This window comes from Isoptericola sp. Y581 (assembly GCF_059445475.1).
The window spans coordinates 203,545-219,416 of the sequence record NZ_JCAIUK010000008.1; the positions used below are offsets into that span (position 1 = coordinate 203,545).

A 15,872-nucleotide genomic window follows, 5' to 3' on the forward strand; every position below is an offset into this window, starting at 1 on the left:
GAGCTGGACGCACCATGGCTGACTCCGAGCTGACCGTCACCTCCGCCGCCGTCCTGGCCGCCGACGACGAACAGAGCACAGGCCTGCGCCGCACGGGGCGCTTCACCCTGATCGCCAGGCGATTCGCCCGCCGGCCCTCCGCGCTGTTCGGCGTCGTGATGCTGGTCCTGCTGGTCGCGTTCGCGATCGTCGGGCCCAAGATCGCGCAGTGGGGATACGACGAGCCAGACTTCCTCGCCCTCGCGCAGGCGCCCGGACCCGAACACTGGCTCGGGACGACGACGGGCGGGTCGGACGTCTTCGCGCTCGTCGCGCGCGGCCTCGGCCGCTCCCTGGCGATCGGCATCCTGTCCTCCGTCGCGATCACGGTGATCGCCGCCGTGATCGGCACCACCATCGCCTTCTTCGAGGGCTGGGTGGAGCGGGCCGGCATGTGGGTTCTCGACATGCTGCTGGTGGTCCCGTCGTTCCTGCTCATCGCGATGATCGTCCGGTCCTCGTCGGGCTCCAACGGCTGGCTCTGGCTCACTCTCGGCATCACGCTGTTCGGGTGGATCGGGTACGCCCGCGTGCTGCGCACGCTCACCCTGTCACTGCGCGAGCTCGACTACGTGCACGCCGCGAAGTACATGGGGGTGCGTTCGTTCACGATCATCCGCCGCCACCTCATCCCGAACCTCGGCTCGGTGCTCATCATCCAGACGGTGCTCGGTGTCGTCAGCGCAGTGAACTCCGAGACGGCGCTGTCGTTCCTCGGGCTCGGCATCAAGGCGCCTGACACGTCGCTCGGTACCATCCTGCAGGCGGGGCAGAGCGTGATACTCACCGCGCCCTGGGTACTCATCGCCCCGTCGATCGCCCTGGTGCTGCTCACCTTCTCGGTGCAGCTCATCGGCGACGGCCTGCGCGACGCCATCGACCCGAACTCGCGGTCGGGAGGCCGAGCATGAACCCCGTCCTGAGCGTGCGAGACCTCCACGTCAGCTTCGCCTCCGAGGCGGGCGCCGTCCGCGCGGTGCGCGGCGTGAACTTCGACCTGCTTCCCGGCCGCACGCTCGGCATCGTCGGCGAGTCCGGCTCCGGCAAGTCCGTGACGTCCTTGTCCATCATGGGCCTGCTCGACGAGAACGCCCGCGTCGAGGGTTCGATCCGGCTCAAGGGGACCGAGCTGCTCGGGCTGAGCGAGCTCGAGCTCTCGAAGTACCGCGGCAACGAGATGGCGATGGTCTTCCAGGACCCGCTGTCTGCGCTGACCCCGGTGTTCTCCATCGGGGACCAGATCGTCGAGGCGCTCGACCTGCACCAGGACCTGAACCGCAAGCAGGTGCGGGAACGGTCGATCGAGCTGCTCGACCTGGTCGGCATCCCGAACCCGGCCGAGCGACTCAGGGCGTACCCCCACCAGTTCTCCGGTGGCATGCGCCAGCGCGTGATGATCGCGATCGCGATCGCGAACGACCCCGACGTCATGATCGCGGACGAGCCCACCACGGCCCTCGACGTGACGATCCAGGCCCAGGTGCTCGACGTCCTGAAGAAGGCGCAGCGGGAGACCGGCGCCGCGGTCGTCATGATCACCCACGACCTGGGCGTCGTCGCGGGCGTTGCGGACGACGTTCTCGTCATGTACGCGGGGCGGCCCGTGGAGCAGGCGCCGGTGGACGAGCTGTTCGCGCGACCCGCCATGCCGTACACGATGGGTCTGCTCGGAGCCGTGCCCCGTCCCGATCGAGGCGAGAACCGGCGCCTCATCCCCATCCAGGGCAACCCGCCGTCGCTCGTCGACCTGCCCACCGGCTGCCCCTTCGCTGCGCGCTGCCCGCTGGTCGAGGACCGCTGCCGCACGGTCGAGCCCGACCTGCTGCCCGTCACCGGCCGGCCCGAGACACTCGCCGCCTGCGTGCGTGCCGACGAGCTGGCCGAGCAGGGCGTCACGTTCGACGACGCCTACGTGGTGGAGGAGGCCGCGGAGTCGACGCTCGATGCCGTCCCCCGCGAGGAGCGCGAGGTCGTGCTGGAGGTAGAGGGCCTCCAGCGGCACTTCCCGCTCACCAAGGGCGGCTTCCTACGCCGCCGTGTCGGGACGGTCAAGGCTGTCGACGGCGTGACGTTCGACGTGCGCGCCGGGGAGACCGTCGCACTGGTGGGCGAGTCGGGCTCGGGCAAGACGACGACGCTGATCGAGATCATGAAGCTCGAGGCGCCGCAGGGCGGCCGGGTGGCCGTGCTCGGCAAGAACCTCGCGGATCTGCGCAGGCCGGAGCGGGCGGCCTTGCGCCGCGATCTGCAGATCGTGTTCCAGGACCCGATGAGCTCGCTCGACCCGCGGATGCCCATCTACGACGTGCTCGCGGAGCCGCTCAAGGTGCACGGTTGGTCGCGAAAGAAGACCAACGACCGCATCGACGAGCTGATGAAGCTCGTGGGCCTCAACCCGGACCACGTCGACAGGTTCCCGTCGCAGTTCTCCGGCGGGCAGCGCCAGCGCATCGCCATCGCGCGGGCGCTGGCGGTGAGCCCCCGGCTCATCGTGCTGGACGAGCCGGTCTCCGCCCTCGACGTGTCGATCCAGGCGGGCGTCATCAACCTGCTCGAGGACCTGCAGGCGCAGCTCGGCGTCGCGTTCCTGTTCGTGGCGCACGACCTGTCCGTGATCCGGCACATCGCCAGCCGCGTGGCCGTGATGTACCTGGGCCAGGTCGTGGAGTCCGGACCCACGGAGGCCGTGTTCACCACGCCGCGCCACCCGTACACGCAGGCGCTGCTGTCTGCGGTCCCGCTGCCCGACCCCGCGCTGGAGCGCGGCCGCAAGCGCGTGGTGCTCGAGGGTGACCTGCCCAGCCCGGCCGAGGAGATCCCCGGCTGCCGGTTCGCCAGCCGGTGCCCCGTGCGCGCGGCGCTGCCGGCCGAGGATCAGCACCGCTGCGACTCCCTGTTGCCGGTGCTCACCGGCAGCGACCAGCTCGCCGCCTGCCATTTCCCGCTGACGCCAGCGGCCACACCAGACGTGCGGGAACCCTCCCGCGCCTGACCCGTCCGGGTCATCTACCCAGCGGTAGACGCTTCTCAAGGAGAACCATGACAACGATCCGCAAGAAGGGGGCCGGCGCGGTCGCTGCTGCCGCAGTGCTCGCGCTCGCCCTCACCGCGTGCGGCTCCGGCGGCGAGGACGAAGGCACCGCCGAGGGCAACGGCGACAAGAGCGTGACGACCGAGGCGGCCGACGGCGTCCCCTCGTCGTACAAGGGCGAGCTGCCCAAGCCGGAGGCCGGGAAGGCGTACAACAACCCGCAGGAGCGCGACGCGGTCGAGGACGGGGGCACGTTGACCCTGCCCACCGCCGAGATCACCCCGAACTGGAACGGGTTCTCCGTCGACGGCAACACGCGGTACATGGCCGATTTCTGGAAGATCTATCAGACATCGCTGTGGGACTACGACGCCGCCGGCAACCCGGCGCCGAACCCCGACTACCTCTCCAACGTCGAGGTCACCTCCGACGACCCGCTGGTCGTCACGTACGACGTGAACCCCGACGCTACGTGGAACGACGGCACGCCGATCGACTGGACGGCCTTCGAGGCCACCTGGAAGGCGCAGTCGGGCAAGAGCAAGGGGTACAACCCGGCCTCCACCACCGGCTACGACCAGGTGAAGTCGGTGGAGAAGGGCAAGGACGACAAGCAGGTCGTCGTCACCTTCGACACGCCCTTCTTCCCGTACCAGTACCTGTTCATCAACCTGCTGCACCCGGACAGCCTGGACGCCAAGACGTACACCGAGGGCTGGGTCAACGACCCGCGCAACGAGTGGGCGGCCGGCCCGTTCATCGTCGACTCGCAGGACGAGACGCAGGCCACCTTCGTGCCGAACCCCAAGTGGTGGGGCGAGACACCGAAGCTGGAGAAGATCGTCTACAAGCAGATGGAGGATGCTGCCGCGATCAACGCGTTCCAGAACGGTGAGGTCGACGCCACAGGTGTGGCCGCTGCCGACCGGCTCAAGGTGGCGCGGGGCATGGACGACGTGCAGATCCTCATCAACTACGCCCTGTCGACCGGGGTCTTCACGCTGAACGCCAAGGCCGAGGCGCTGGAGGACATCGCGGTCCGCAAGGCCGTCACGCAGGCCACCGACGTCACCAAGCTCGCCGAGATCGACTTCCAGGGTCTCGGCTGGGAGGAGGACCCTGCCGGGTCCGAGGTGATGTCGCCCATCCAGGACGGCTACGAGAACAACATGCCGGCCGACGCCGCGTTCTCCGTGGACAACGCCAAGGCCACGCTCGAGGGCGCCGGCTACGCGCTCAACGAGAGCTCGGGGTACTACGAGAAGGACGGCAAGCCCGCCCACCTCAAGTACACCTTCTTCGGCGACAGCCCGACGCAGACCGCCATGGCGAACGCCGTGCAGGCGATGCTCAAGGCGGCCGGCATCGAGGTGGAGCTGGACAACCAGGACTCGTCGAAGTTCTCCGACGTCGTGGTCGGCGGCAAGTACGAGATGCTCATCATGGCCTGGTCGTCCTCCGACCCGTACGGCTACAGCACCTCAGGCTGCCAGCTCTATTGCTCGGACTCCGACTCGAACTTCACCTACATCGGCACTCCGGAGATCGACGCGGCGATGAAGAAGCCGGGCACCATCGAGGAGATCCCTGAGGCGGTCGCTGCCTTCAACGAGGCGGAGAAGGAGGCGCTGGAGCAGTACGGCACCTTCCCGATCGACTTCGGCCCCGAGATGACCGGCGTCAAGAAGGGTCTGGCCAACTACGGTCCGCTCACCTCCGGCTTCGAGGGACTGGCCCCGCACCCGGAGAACTGGGGCTGGCAGAACTGACGCACCGCGCCGCAGGTTGAGCCTGTCGAAACCCTGGTTTCGACAGGCTCGACAGGCTCGACAGGCTCGACGGGCGGCTGACGACGCCGCCACGGCCACCGGCCGTGGCGGCGTCGTCGTGCCCGCAGCCGCCGGGAACTCAACGGTGGCGGCGGAGTGGCGCTTCGACGAGCGGGACGGCGACGGCGACGAGATGCGCTGCACCACGGCCGCCTGCAGGGCGATGAAGACGATCCCCAGCAGGCCGCCGGAGTAGAGCAGGAGGTCCGGGGGGAACGCGCCCGCGGGCGGGCCCCCTCGACGACGAGCGACACCGTGAACACGACCAGCAGCGCCGCCGTCCCCACGAGGAAGCTCACGAACGTCGCCGCCCGGCCGACCGCCCGGCGCGGGAGAACGGGAGGGCGGCGGTGAGCAGCACCAAGCCGGAGCCGAACGACAGCGCCGCCGTGCCGAACGCCGTGCCCGTCTCGGTGGCGACGGTGCCGTTGACGCGGCTCTGCAGCGCGGCGGCGACCCCCGCGACGATCGCCAGCCCGACGCCGATGGCGCGCTGCCGCCCGGTCGCGATGGTTGCCACGGCCGCCATTGTCCCCGTCGGTCGGGCGTGTCGAGACCCGGTTCCGGCGAGGAGTCAGGTGAGGTGGTCGAAGTCCCCGCGCACCCACGCGGCGTGACGCTCGGCGGAGCGCAGCACGATGTCGCGCGCGTCGGCGGGGATCACGCCCTCGAAGTTGTTGTAGAGCCGCTCGAACGGTCGGCGGGCGACGTGCTCTGCGACCCGCGTCACGACCGCCCCCGACAGCGGGATGCGGTTGGGGTAGCTGCGCATGAAGCTCACGGACGTGCGGTCGGGGTTGGCGAAGATCGTGTCGCCGGACAGCAGCACCCCGCGCCCGTCGGCGCCGTCCGCCCAGTGCACGACCGCCGAGCCGGGGAAGTGCCCGCCCGGCTGGCTGAGCACCACGCCGGGCAGGACCTCACGCTCTCCCGACCACGTCTCGATGACGGCGTCGGGGCGCGCCACCCAGCCGGCGTCGGCCTCGCTGACCAGCACCGGGACATCATGGCCCGTCGCCGCGGCGATCCGCCGGCTCCACTCCACCTGCACGCCGAACATGTGCGGGTGGCTGGCCGCGACCACGACGTCGCCGCCCCCGGCCGCGTCGACGACTGCCGCGACCACGCCGTCGTCGACGAAGCCCAGCGGGTCCCACAGCAGCGCCCCCGCGGAGGTGCTCACCACCTTGGCCCGCTGCCCGATGCCGACCCCGGGCGCGGTCTGCAGCCCGAGCAGGCCGGGTTCCAGCTCGACGACCTCGACGGCGCGGCCCTCGGCCGCCAGCTCGTCGAGGGTGGTCCAGGCCTGGCCGGCGGCGGGCACCCACTGCCGCTCGTCGGCGCAGATCGCGCAGACGTCCGGGCGGGAGGCGTGCTCGACCGCGCAGGTGCGGCAGATCCAGAACTCATCGGTGGTCGACTGATCCGTGGCCATGTCGACCAGACTTCCACCTCGAGGCGGAGGCGCCCAGCGCTTTGCGCTCCCTAGGCTGGGCAGGTGCCGCAGGAGACCACGAGTATGACCACGCGCCTCTCCGACTGGTGGGGGATCGGCTCCGGCTGGGAGCGCATCCCCGCCGACCCGTCGCGCGCCTACCGGAACGACCTGTGGCTCGGCGCGGCGTTCGTCGTCGTCACGGTCGTGGGCACCGAGCTGGCCCGCAGCTTCGGCAGCTTCGTGGGGGTCGACACCCCCGCCTGGGGCCTGTTCGTGATCGCCGCCGCGGGCGCCGTCCCGCTCGCGTGGCGTCGCCGGTACCCGCTGACGGTGCTTGCCCTGGTGTACCTGCACTTCCTCGTCGTGGGCCTGACCGTCCCGATGGTGACGGCGGTCGCGCCGCTGCAGGTCGTCTACTTCGTCGCGCTGTTCAGCGCGGTGGCGTGGGCGCGGGACCGGCAGGCGATGACGGTCGTCGTCGGGGCCGCGCTGCTGGCGATGTTCCTCTGGCTCGCGTGGCAGTTCGCGGCGGGGGCCGGCGTGCAGGGGATCGTCGACCAGCTCGACCTGGACGTCCCGCACCCCGGCCTGATCAGCCCGGGTATCGCCATGGTCGCCTACACCTGGCTCTTCAACTTCGCCTACTTCTACGGGGCGGTGGCGGGCGGCCAGCTCATGTGGCACGCCGCGCGACGCCGCGAGCAGCTCGAGGAGCAGGCGGAGACGATCGAGCGCCAGACGTTGGAGCTGCAGCGGCAGGCGGTGGTGACGGAGCGGCTGCGCATCGCCCGCGAGCTGCACGACGTCGTCGCGCACCACGTGTCCGTCATCGGCATCCAGGCCGCCGCCGCCCGCCGGATGCTCGCCCGCGACCCCGAGGCCGCCGCCGTCCCGCTGGCCACCATCGAGGGGGAGTCGCGCGAGGCCGTGACGCAGATGCGCGGGCTGCTCGGCACCCTGCGCGGGGTCGACCCCGGCCCGGACGACGGGTCGCGGGCCGGGGGCGCGGCCCCGGAGAGCCGCGCCCCCGAGCCGGGGCTCCCCGACATCCCCGGCCTCGCTGAGGACGCCGGCGGGCTCGACGTCGAGGTGCGCGTCGTGGCGGACCCGGGCGCGGTCGACGGGGTGCCCGCGCCCGTCGGCCTCAGCCTCTACCGCACCGCGCAGGAGGCGCTGAGCAACGTGCGCAAGCACTCCACCGCGCGGCGGGCGAGCGTCGTCGTGCGGGTGGACCGGCGTCCGGTCTCGATCGGTCAGCCGGGGGCGGAGCGGTTCCGCCACGGGTTCGCCGAGGTGGAGGTGCTCGACGACGGTCGTCCGCGCCCGGGGTCCACCGGGACGGGGATGGGCCTGATGGGGGTGCGCGAGCGGGTCGCCACGCACGGCGGGCTCGCCGACGTCGGGCCGCGCGTCACTGGCGGCTACCGTGTGCGGGTGCGCCTGCCCCTGCCCGAGAACCGCCCGTGACCAGCGTCGACACCCCCGGCGGCGGCGCACCGACCCGCGTGCTGCTCGTCGACGACCAGCGCCTCGTGCGCTCCGGTTTCGCGATGATCCTGTCCGTCGAGCCGGACGTCGAGGTGGTGGGCGAGGCCGCCGACGGCGCCAAGGCCGTGGAGCAGGCGCGGGCGCTGCGCCCCGACGTCGTGCTCATGGACGTGCAGATGCCCGTGATGGACGGCATCGAGGCCACCCGCCGGATCGTCGTCGCCGACCTTGCCAAGGTGCTCGTGCTCACCACGTTCGACGACGACGCCTACGTCGACGACGCGCTGCGCGCCGGCGCGTCCGGCTTCCTGCTCAAGAACTCCGACGCCGACCGGCTGGTCGACGCCGTCCGGACCGTCGCGGCCGGGCACGCGCTGCTCGCCCCGGAGGTGACGCGGCGCGTCATCGAGCGGATGGTCTCCGGCAGGCCGTCGGTCGAGGCGGTCCGGTCGTCGGTCGGTCCTGTCGAGACCCGGGTTTCGACAAGCTCGACCGGCGGTGGCGGGCTCGAGCAGCTCACTCCGCGCGAGCGGGAGGTGCTGGTGCTGGTCGGCCGCGGGCTGTCGAACGCGGAGGTCGCCACGGAGCTGTTCCTCGGCGAGGCCACGGTCAAGACGCACGTGTCGAACCTGCTGGCCAAGCTGCAGCTGCGCGACCGCGTGCAGGCCGTGGTCTTCTACCACCGCACGCTGACGTAGCGATCCCTCACCGTCCTGCGCACGGACGTGCGGGACGTGTGACGTCGACAGCACGTACGGCCGGTCCGGAGCCCACGGGCGAGTAGTCCAGCCCTCGCTGGCCAGGAGCCGGCGCACCTCCGCGACGACCACGCCCCGGGTGACGTCGCGCCCCGTGAACCGCAGCAGCACCGCCCCGCGGCTCGTGAGCCCGTTCTGCCGACGTCGGTCGCCGAACAGCGCCTCCGGCGTTGTGTGGGTGTCGCGCCCGTCGAGCTCGGCGAGGAGCAGCCGGCCACCCGGCAGGATCCACGCCAGGTCGGCGCGTGCGAGGAACCGGCCGTCGGCGTCGTGGACGACGAGCTGCAGTGCGTCGGGGCGGGCAACCCGCGTCCGCGCAGGCCAGCCGCGTCGCGGTCTCGATCGGCGACTCCGCCCGCGGGTCGGACTCGTCCCACCATGAGGTTGCACGGGCGGCACCGCGCCGACCCGCAGAGGACGCGGCTCCACTCGTCGCGACGCACGAGCAGGGCGACGTGCCGGTCGGTGAGGCCGTGTTCGTGACACTGGCCCGAGGACACCAGGCCCTCCTGCCTGGCGGCGACAGCGCGGAGGCGCCCGGGGACGACGAGGCGACGATGCATCCGTGCAGCAGACCGGGGTCGGGCCGGCCTGGCAGCCGTCATCCACAGCCCTCGTCGGTCGACGTAGCGATCTCTCGCCGTCCTGCGCCCGGACGCGAAGAAGTCGCTACGTCGAGAGCGGAAGTTCCTTGCGCTGGAGTGCACTCCAGCTCCTACGGTCGACCCATGACGGCAGTGGAGACGGAAGTCACGCTCGGCATCCGCGACGTGGCCGCGCACAGCGGCCTGAGCGTGGACGCGCTGCGCTGGTACGAGCGCGAGGGGCTGTTGCCCCCGACCCCGCGTGGGACGGACGGGCGACGGCGCTACCCGGAGCGGCTGGTGGTCTTCGTGGGGCTCGTCGTGGCGCTGCGGCGCACCGGGATGCCCGTCGCCGACGTGCGCGAGTTCGTGCGCATGTCCGAGGCCGGCGCCCGCTCCCACGGCCGTCGTCTGGCGCTGCTGGAGAAGCAGCGCGCGAACATCCGCCAGCAGCAGGCCCAGCTCGCGCAGGACCTGGCCACGGTCGAGCACAAGATCGACCACTACGGCGAGCTGATCGCCGCGGGGCTCGACTGCGACGGCCTGCCCGTGACCCCCGAGAGGAACGACTCATGACCACGACCACCCCGCGCACCACGCTCGGCGACGGCCTCACCACCTCCCTGCTCGGCTACGGCGCGATGGGCCTCGCCCAGGTCTACGGCGAGGTGGACGAGGCGGACGCGCTCGCCACGCTGCACCACGTCCTCGACGCGGGCATCGACCTGATCGACACCGCCGACCTGTACGGCGCGGGCTCGAACGAGCGGCTGATCGCGCGGCTGCTCGCGGACCGTCGCGACGAGGTCACCCTCGCAACCAAGTTCGGGATCGTGCCCGAGGACGACACGTACACGCGCATGGGCGTGCGCAACGACACGGCGTACGTCGCCGAGGCGGCCGACGCGAGCCTGCGCCGCCTGGGCGTCGACGTCATCGACCTGTACTACCTGCACCGTCGCGACCCGCGGGTGCCGGTCGAGGAGGTCGTCGGGGCGATGGCCGACCTGGTGACGGCGGGCAAGGTGCGCCACCTCGGTCTCTCGGAGGTCACGGCGGCGGAGCTCCGCGCGGCGCAGGCCGTGCACCCGATCGCGGCGGTGCAGAGCGAGTGGTCGCTGTGGAGCCGCGACGTGGAGCGTGCGGTCGTGCCGACGGCGGCTGAGCTCGGGGTGGGCTTCGTGCCGTACTCGCCGCTCAGCCGCGGGTTCCTCACGGGCACCCTGGGCGGCGCGGAGATGCCGGCGGGGGACTGGCGCAGCAACCTCGAGCGGTTCCGCGGGTCGGCGTTCGAGGCCAACCAGGCGCTGGTGGCCGTGCTCCGCGGCATTGCCGAGGAGCGGGGCGCGACGCCGGCCCAGGTCGCGCTGGCCTGGCTCCGCCGCCAGGGGGAGGTGCTCGGGCTGCCCGTGGTGCCGATCCCGGGCTCCCGCCGCGCGGCCCGGGTGGACGAGAACCTCGCGTCGTTGCGCCTGGAGCTCGACGACGAGGCCGCGTCCGCGCTCGGCGAGCTGGCCGACGGCGTGGTCGGTGCCCGCTCCGACCGGTCGAACCCGGACTGGGTGTCCGAGACCCGCGAGTAGGCGCCTGAGCAGGAGAGACGCCGTCTCCGCCCAGGGGCGGAGGTGGCGATCTCCGTCGTAGGGCGGATCCGCGCGGCCCCGCGGCTGCCTAGCGTGGACGCCATGACCAGCCTCACGACTCCCGCAACACCCGCCGGGCGGGCACACCGTGCCGACGCCGCCCTCGAGGTGCGCGGCCTCACGCGCACCTTTGGCGACCTGACCGCCGTCGACGACGTGTCGTTCACCGCCCCGCCCGGGCTGCTCACCGGGTTCGTGGGCGGCAACGGCGCGGGCAAGACCACGACCATGCGGATGATCATGGGCGTCCTCGGCCCGACCGCCGGCGAGGTGCGGTTCGGCGGGAACCCCGTGACGCGGGGCGACCGGCGCACCTTCGGGTACATGCCCGAGGAGCGCGGCCTGTACCCCAAGCAGCCGGTGCTCGACCAGCTCGTCTACCTGGCGCGGCTGCGCGGCATCCCCGCCGCCACGGCCAAGAGGGAGGTGCTCGAGCACCTCGAGCGCCTGGGGCTCGGCGACAGGTCGAAGGAGCACGTCGAGAAGCTGTCGCTCGGCAACCAGCAGCGCGTGCAGATCGTCGCGGCGCTCATGGGGGCCCCGCGCCTGCTGGTGCTCGACGAGCCGTTCAGCGGCCTCGACCCCGCCGCCGTCGACGGGATGGCGGACCTGCTGGCCGAGCACTCCGCCCGCGGCGTGCCCGTGCTGTTCAGCTCGCACCAGCTCGACCTGGTGGAGCGGCTGTGTGAGCGGCTCGTGATCCTCAAGGCCGGGCGGGTCATGGCCGACGGCCGCCCCGCCGACCTGCAGCAGGCGGGCCGGGTGCGCCACCGCCTCGTGACCGGCGGCGACGCGGGCTGGGTGCGGGAGGTGCCCGGCGTGCACGCGATCGACGTCGACGGCCCCGTCGCGCTGCTCGAGCTCGCCGACGACGCGACCGTGCAGCGCCTGCTCGCCACGGCCCTTGAGCGCGGCGGCGTCCGCGAGCTCACTCCCCTGAAGCCCACGCTGGCCCAGATCTACCGCGAGGTGACGGCATGACCACGACCGCCACGACCCGTCCGGATGCGCAGGGTCTCGACCCTTCGACCGGCTCAGGACGTCGCCCGCTCGACCGACAGGGCGAGGAGGGCACCCGCGGCGCCTGGCTCGTCGTGATGAACCGCGAGATCGTGGTGCGCGCCCTCAACAAGACGTTCCTCGTGGGGCTGCTCGTCTCGGTCGCGATCATCGCCGTGCTGGCCGCGTTCATGGCGTGGCAGGGCAGCAAGACCGACAGCTTCACCGTCGCCGTCACCGCCGGGGACACGGTCGCCACCGCGGCGGTCGAGACGGCCGGGGCCGTCCCCGAGGAGCAGGGCGGCGGCGCCGAGCTCGAGGTCGTCGAGGTGGCGGACGGCGACGCCGCCCGCGCCGCGCTCACCGACGGCGACGCGGACGCCTGGCTGCACCCCGCTGACGGGGGCTGGGTGCTCACCGGCCAGTCCGACCCCGACACGACGCTGACTGGGCTGCTCACGGCGGGCGTCGCGGAGCAGACCCTCGAGGACAACGCCGAGGCCGCGGGCACCACCACCGCCGAGCTCACCGAGGGCGGCACCCTGTCCACCGACCGGATCGACGGCGACGCCGTCGACTCGCAGACGCTGTTCTTCGCGTCGCTCGCCCTGGCGCTGCTGTTCTTCATCGGCGTCATCGGCTCGGGCCAGATGATCGCGGGCAGCGTGGTGGAGGAGAAGCAGTCGCGGCTCGTCGAGATCCTGGCCACCGCCGTGCCGCTGCGGCAGCTGATGGTGGGCAAGATCCTCGGCAGCTCGGTGGTGGCGCTGGCGCAGAACGTGGTGTTCGCGGCCGTCGGCCTGGCTGCCCTGTCGTTCACGCCGACCGCGTCGATCCTGCCGGCGCTGTCGACGTCGCTCGTCTGGTTCGTGCTGTTCTTCGCCGTCGGCTTCCTCGGGCTCGCGGCCCTGTACGCGGTGGCCGGGGCGCTCGCGTCCCGCGCCGAGGACCTGCAGCACACCACCACGCCGATGACGATGGCGGTGATGGGCATCTACTTCCTGACGTTCTCGGCCAGCGGCACCCTCGAGACCGTCCTGTCGTACGTGCCCGTCGCCAACGTCGTGTCGATGCCGGTGCGCGTGCTGTCCGGCGACGCCCTGTGGTGGGAGCCGATCCTGTCGCTGCTGATCCTCCTTGCGTTCGCCGTCGTCGCGCTCCTGGTGGGCGAGCGCGCCTACCGCGGGGCGCTGCTGCAGACCGGCGGGCGCCTCAGCTGGAAGCGCGCGCTCACGGCGTCCTGACCGAGTTGTCAGGGCCAGAGGGAGGTATTGGTGTACCTGGCCCTGACAACTCACGGCGGCTGCGACCTGTCAGGATCACGCGCACGTATCCATGCGCGTGGTCCTGACAACTCGCGGGTGGGGTAGGGGTGTCCCCCGAAATCGCTCAGGGTTACCCCCCGAACCTGCCCGGAGGCGCAGAATTCCGGGCCTCCGCGGGTCTAGCGTCGCACTTATGACCGCCGTCGACGCCGCCCGCCTGCAGTTCGCGCTGCTCGCCGGGACCCACTTCCTCTTCGTCCTGGTGACGCTGGGGCTCGGGCCCGTCGTCGCGATCCTCCAGACGCGGTGGGCGGTGGCGCGCGACGCCGGCAAGGCCGCGACCCTCGAGACCGCCACGCGGTTCTGGGGGCAGCTGTATCTCGTCAACTACGCGCTGGGCATCGCGGCCGGCATCGTCATGGAGCTGCAGCTCGGCCTGCACTTCCCGGGCCTGCTCGACGTCGCGGGCGGGGTTTTCGGCGCCCCGCTGGTGGTCGAGACGATGGCCGCGTTCTTCCTGGAGTCCACGTTCCTCGGGCTGTGGGTGTTCGGTTGGCACGTGCTGCCGCGGTGGGCGCACACCGCCGCGTTCTGGGCGGTGGTGGCGACCGGCTACCTGTCGGCGTTCACGGTGATGGTGGCGAACGGCTTCCTGCGGAATCCCGTGGGCTTCGAGATGGTGCACGGCGTCGCCCGGGTGACCGACGCCGCCGCGCTCATCACCAACCCGGCGGCGATCCTGTCCGCCCTGCACGTCCTGGGGGCGTGCCTCATGGCGGGCGCGTTCCTGCTGGTGGGCGTCAGCGCGTGGCACCTGCGCCGGTCGCCGTCCCGCCTGCCGGGCATCGTCGCCGCGGGGCGGCCGGGCGCCGTCATGTCGCCGGAGAACGACGTGTGGCGACGGTCGCTGCGCATGGGGCTCGTCACCGGCACGGTCGGGTCGTTCCTCGCGATCGGGTTCGGCTACGGCCAGTACTCGTACTTCGACGCCGGGGCCTCGGTCGCGAACGCCCCCGGCGTGATCGGCACCGCGTACGCGGTGATGCAGACGGTGGCGTTCCTGACGTTCCTGGGCGGCGTCGTGATGCTGCTCCTGTTGCCGGGCAACGTCCTGTTCCGCATGTGGCGGCCGCTGCGCGTCGCCCTGTTCGGCACGCTCACCGTGCTGCTGCCGCTGCCGTTCGTCACCGGCCTCCTCGGCTGGGTGGCGCGCGAGGTGGGCCGGCAGCCGTGGGCGATCGAGGGCGTGCTGCGCACCGAGGACGCCGTCTCGGACGCGTCCGCCGGCGTCGTCATCGCCTCGCTCGTGGTGCTGGTCGGCACCATGCTCACGCTCGCCGTCGTCGACTGGTCGGTCATGGCCCGGCTCTCCCGGCGGGGCGCCGCGCGGCTCACCCTGGGCGCGCCGCCCGGGGAGGCCCTGCGCGACGGCCCTGAAAGCTCGTCGCCCGTCGACGGCCGCCCCGACACTGACGACGCGTTCGACCCCGCGGTCGACCCCGACCGCACCGAGATCCTCACCTTCGGAGGTACACGATGAACGCGCTCGGCTGGGGGCTGCTGCTCGCCGTCCTGCTCGCGGGATGGGCCGTGCTGGACGGCGCGGTGCAGGGCGGGGCGCAGCTCGTGCGCGGACTCGGTGGCCGGGACGACCCCCGACGCCGCGTGGTCCTCGCTACCGTCGCGCCGTTCCTGCTGCTCGGCGAGGTGTGGCTGGTCGCCGTGGCGGGGGTGCTGCTCGCAGCGTTCGGGCACGTCGAGGCCGAGCTCTGGGCCGCCGCGTACCCCGTGGTCGTCGCGCTCCTCGTGGCGTGGGTGACCCGCGACGCCGCGCTCTGGCTGCGCAGCCGGCTCACGTCGCCGCGCTGGCGGCGCGGCTGGGACGTCGTCGGGCAGGCGGCGAGCGTCGCGCTCCCGGCGGCGTTCGGCGCGCTCTCCGGTGTGGCGTGGGTGCTGCTCTCGGGGGTGCTCTCGCAGGCCGCGGACGGCTTCACGGCGGCCCAGGGCCTCGTGCTCGGCGTGCCGGTGGTGACGGCGGGGCTCGGCGTCGCCGCGGCCCGGGTGCACGGCGGCCTGGTCGTGGCCGCGCGCGCGCCCGTCGCGATCGCGCAGGAGGCCCGACGGCGCGTGCGCCGCGCTCTGGTGCCGGCCGCGGCGCTCACGACGCTGGCCGCGCTCGGCGCGCTGGGGATCGCCGCTCTGGGCACGGCGTCGGCGCTGCTGGCCGCGGTGCTGCTGATCGCGGCGGCGTGCGTGGCGCTCGCGGCCCGGTTCGACCTTGACAACGGCCTGCGGCGCAGCGGCGTCGTGCGCTGGGCGGGGCCGGTGCTCGCCGTCGTGCCCGTGGCGGCGACGGCGGCCGTGGTGGGCCCGGCCGTGATCGCCCTCGCCGCCCCCGTTGCCGTGCTGCACGGCCTGACGTGGCCCGTGCTCGGCGCGTTCGCGGCCGTCCTCGTGGCGCAGGCCGTGAGCTGGCGGGTGCTGGTGCGGCCGCTCGGGCCCCGCACCGCCGTCTTCCTCTGAACCCTCTGACGTGGGCTCTGACGCGGACGACACGCCGGGGCAACACCGACGAAATCGTCGCCGCGCAGCATGGGGGTGAGCGGCCGACCGCGCCGCGAGCATGAGGCCCACGACGCCTGTCCCGACGCCCGTCCCGATGCCCACCCTCATGCCCACCCTCATGACGAGGCGCACGATGGCGCCGGCGGCCCCGCCGTCGCACGCCGCCGGACCATTCGACCGGCGGTACTTCGCCAGGGCACGAAGACGGCAGGATCCGGCCGCCAGGCTTAGGT

14 protein-coding genes are annotated in these 15,872 nt (G+C 72.5%); 12 read left to right on the forward strand and 2 right to left on the reverse strand.

Features of this window, described 5'->3' with window-relative positions:
• Nucleotides 1–14 precede the first annotated feature (14 nt).
• From AC1C2W_RS16480 to AC1C2W_RS16495, 4 genes are all read left to right on the forward strand, one after another.
• Nucleotides 15–950 (forward strand): ABC transporter permease, encoded by a 936-nt coding sequence (locus tag AC1C2W_RS16480; RefSeq protein ID WP_495413727.1) that lies wholly within the window; start codon nt 15–17, stop codon nt 948–950.
• Nucleotides 947–3,031 carry an ABC transporter ATP-binding protein gene (locus AC1C2W_RS16485; RefSeq protein WP_495413728.1) on the forward strand — a complete coding sequence of 695 codons (2,085 nt, stop codon included), beginning with the start codon at nt 947–949 and terminating at the stop codon, nt 3,029–3,031. The genes AC1C2W_RS16480 and AC1C2W_RS16485 overlap by 4 nt, the downstream gene beginning before the upstream one ends.
• A gap of 47 nt (nt 3,032–3,078) precedes the next feature.
• A complete protein-coding gene (locus AC1C2W_RS16490; protein WP_495413729.1) occupies nt 3,079–4,839 on the forward strand; it encodes an ABC transporter family substrate-binding protein in 1,761 nt (586 codons plus the stop codon).
• Between the two features lie 118 nt (nt 4,840–4,957).
• Entirely contained in the window at nt 4,958–5,095 is a 138-nt protein-coding gene (locus tag AC1C2W_RS16495; protein WP_495413730.1) for a hypothetical protein, read from the forward strand.
• Nucleotides 5,096–5,194: 99 nt separating this feature from the next.
• On the opposite strand, the gene AC1C2W_RS16500 is transcribed toward AC1C2W_RS16495, so the two are convergent.
• Entirely contained in the window at nt 5,195–5,419 is a 225-nt protein-coding gene (locus AC1C2W_RS16500; RefSeq protein ID WP_495413731.1) for a DMT family transporter, read from the reverse strand.
• Nucleotides 5,420–5,473: 54 nt separating this feature from the next.
• Nucleotides 5,474–6,334, reverse strand: coding sequence for an MBL fold metallo-hydrolase (locus tag AC1C2W_RS16505; RefSeq protein WP_495413732.1), 861 nt, complete (start codon nt 6,332–6,334; stop codon nt 5,474–5,476).
• 63 nt (nt 6,335–6,397) lie between these two features.
• Here AC1C2W_RS16505 and AC1C2W_RS16510 point away from each other — a divergent pair, with 63 nt between their 5' ends.
• From AC1C2W_RS16510 to AC1C2W_RS16545, 8 genes are all read left to right on the forward strand, one after another.
• Entirely contained in the window at nt 6,398–7,804 is a 1,407-nt protein-coding gene (locus tag AC1C2W_RS16510; protein ID WP_495413733.1) for a sensor histidine kinase, read from the forward strand.
• Nucleotides 7,805–7,887: 83 nt separating this feature from the next.
• Entirely contained in the window at nt 7,888–8,523 is a 636-nt protein-coding gene (locus tag AC1C2W_RS16515; RefSeq protein ID WP_495413760.1) for a response regulator, read from the forward strand.
• Between the two features lie 788 nt (nt 8,524–9,311).
• Nucleotides 9,312–9,743: a MerR family transcriptional regulator gene (locus tag AC1C2W_RS16520; protein ID WP_495413734.1), complete on the forward strand. Its 432-nt coding sequence runs from the start codon at nt 9,312–9,314 to the stop codon at nt 9,741–9,743.
• On the forward strand, nt 9,740–10,750 hold the full coding sequence (locus AC1C2W_RS16525; protein WP_495413735.1) for an aldo/keto reductase: 1,011 nt from the start codon (nt 9,740–9,742) through the stop codon (nt 10,748–10,750). Before AC1C2W_RS16520 ends, AC1C2W_RS16525 begins: the two co-directional genes overlap by 4 nt.
• Nucleotides 10,751–10,852: 102 nt before the next feature.
• Complete coding sequence (locus AC1C2W_RS16530; protein ID WP_495390618.1) at nt 10,853–11,791, forward strand: ABC transporter ATP-binding protein; 939 nt, start codon at nt 10,853–10,855, stop codon at nt 11,789–11,791.
• Nucleotides 11,788–13,053 (forward strand): ABC transporter permease, encoded by a 1,266-nt coding sequence (locus tag AC1C2W_RS16535; protein ID WP_495413736.1) that lies wholly within the window; start codon nt 11,788–11,790, stop codon nt 13,051–13,053. The genes AC1C2W_RS16530 and AC1C2W_RS16535 overlap by 4 nt, the downstream gene beginning before the upstream one ends.
• 214 nt (nt 13,054–13,267) lie before the next feature.
• Nucleotides 13,268–14,614 (forward strand): cytochrome ubiquinol oxidase subunit I, encoded by a 1,347-nt coding sequence (locus AC1C2W_RS16540; protein WP_495413737.1) that lies wholly within the window; start codon nt 13,268–13,270, stop codon nt 14,612–14,614.
• Complete coding sequence (locus tag AC1C2W_RS16545) at nt 14,611–15,597, forward strand: cytochrome d ubiquinol oxidase subunit II (protein ID WP_495390621.1); 987 nt, start codon at nt 14,611–14,613, stop codon at nt 15,595–15,597. Before AC1C2W_RS16540 ends, AC1C2W_RS16545 begins: the two co-directional genes overlap by 4 nt.
• The last annotated feature ends 275 nt before the right edge of the window (nt 15,598–15,872 follow it).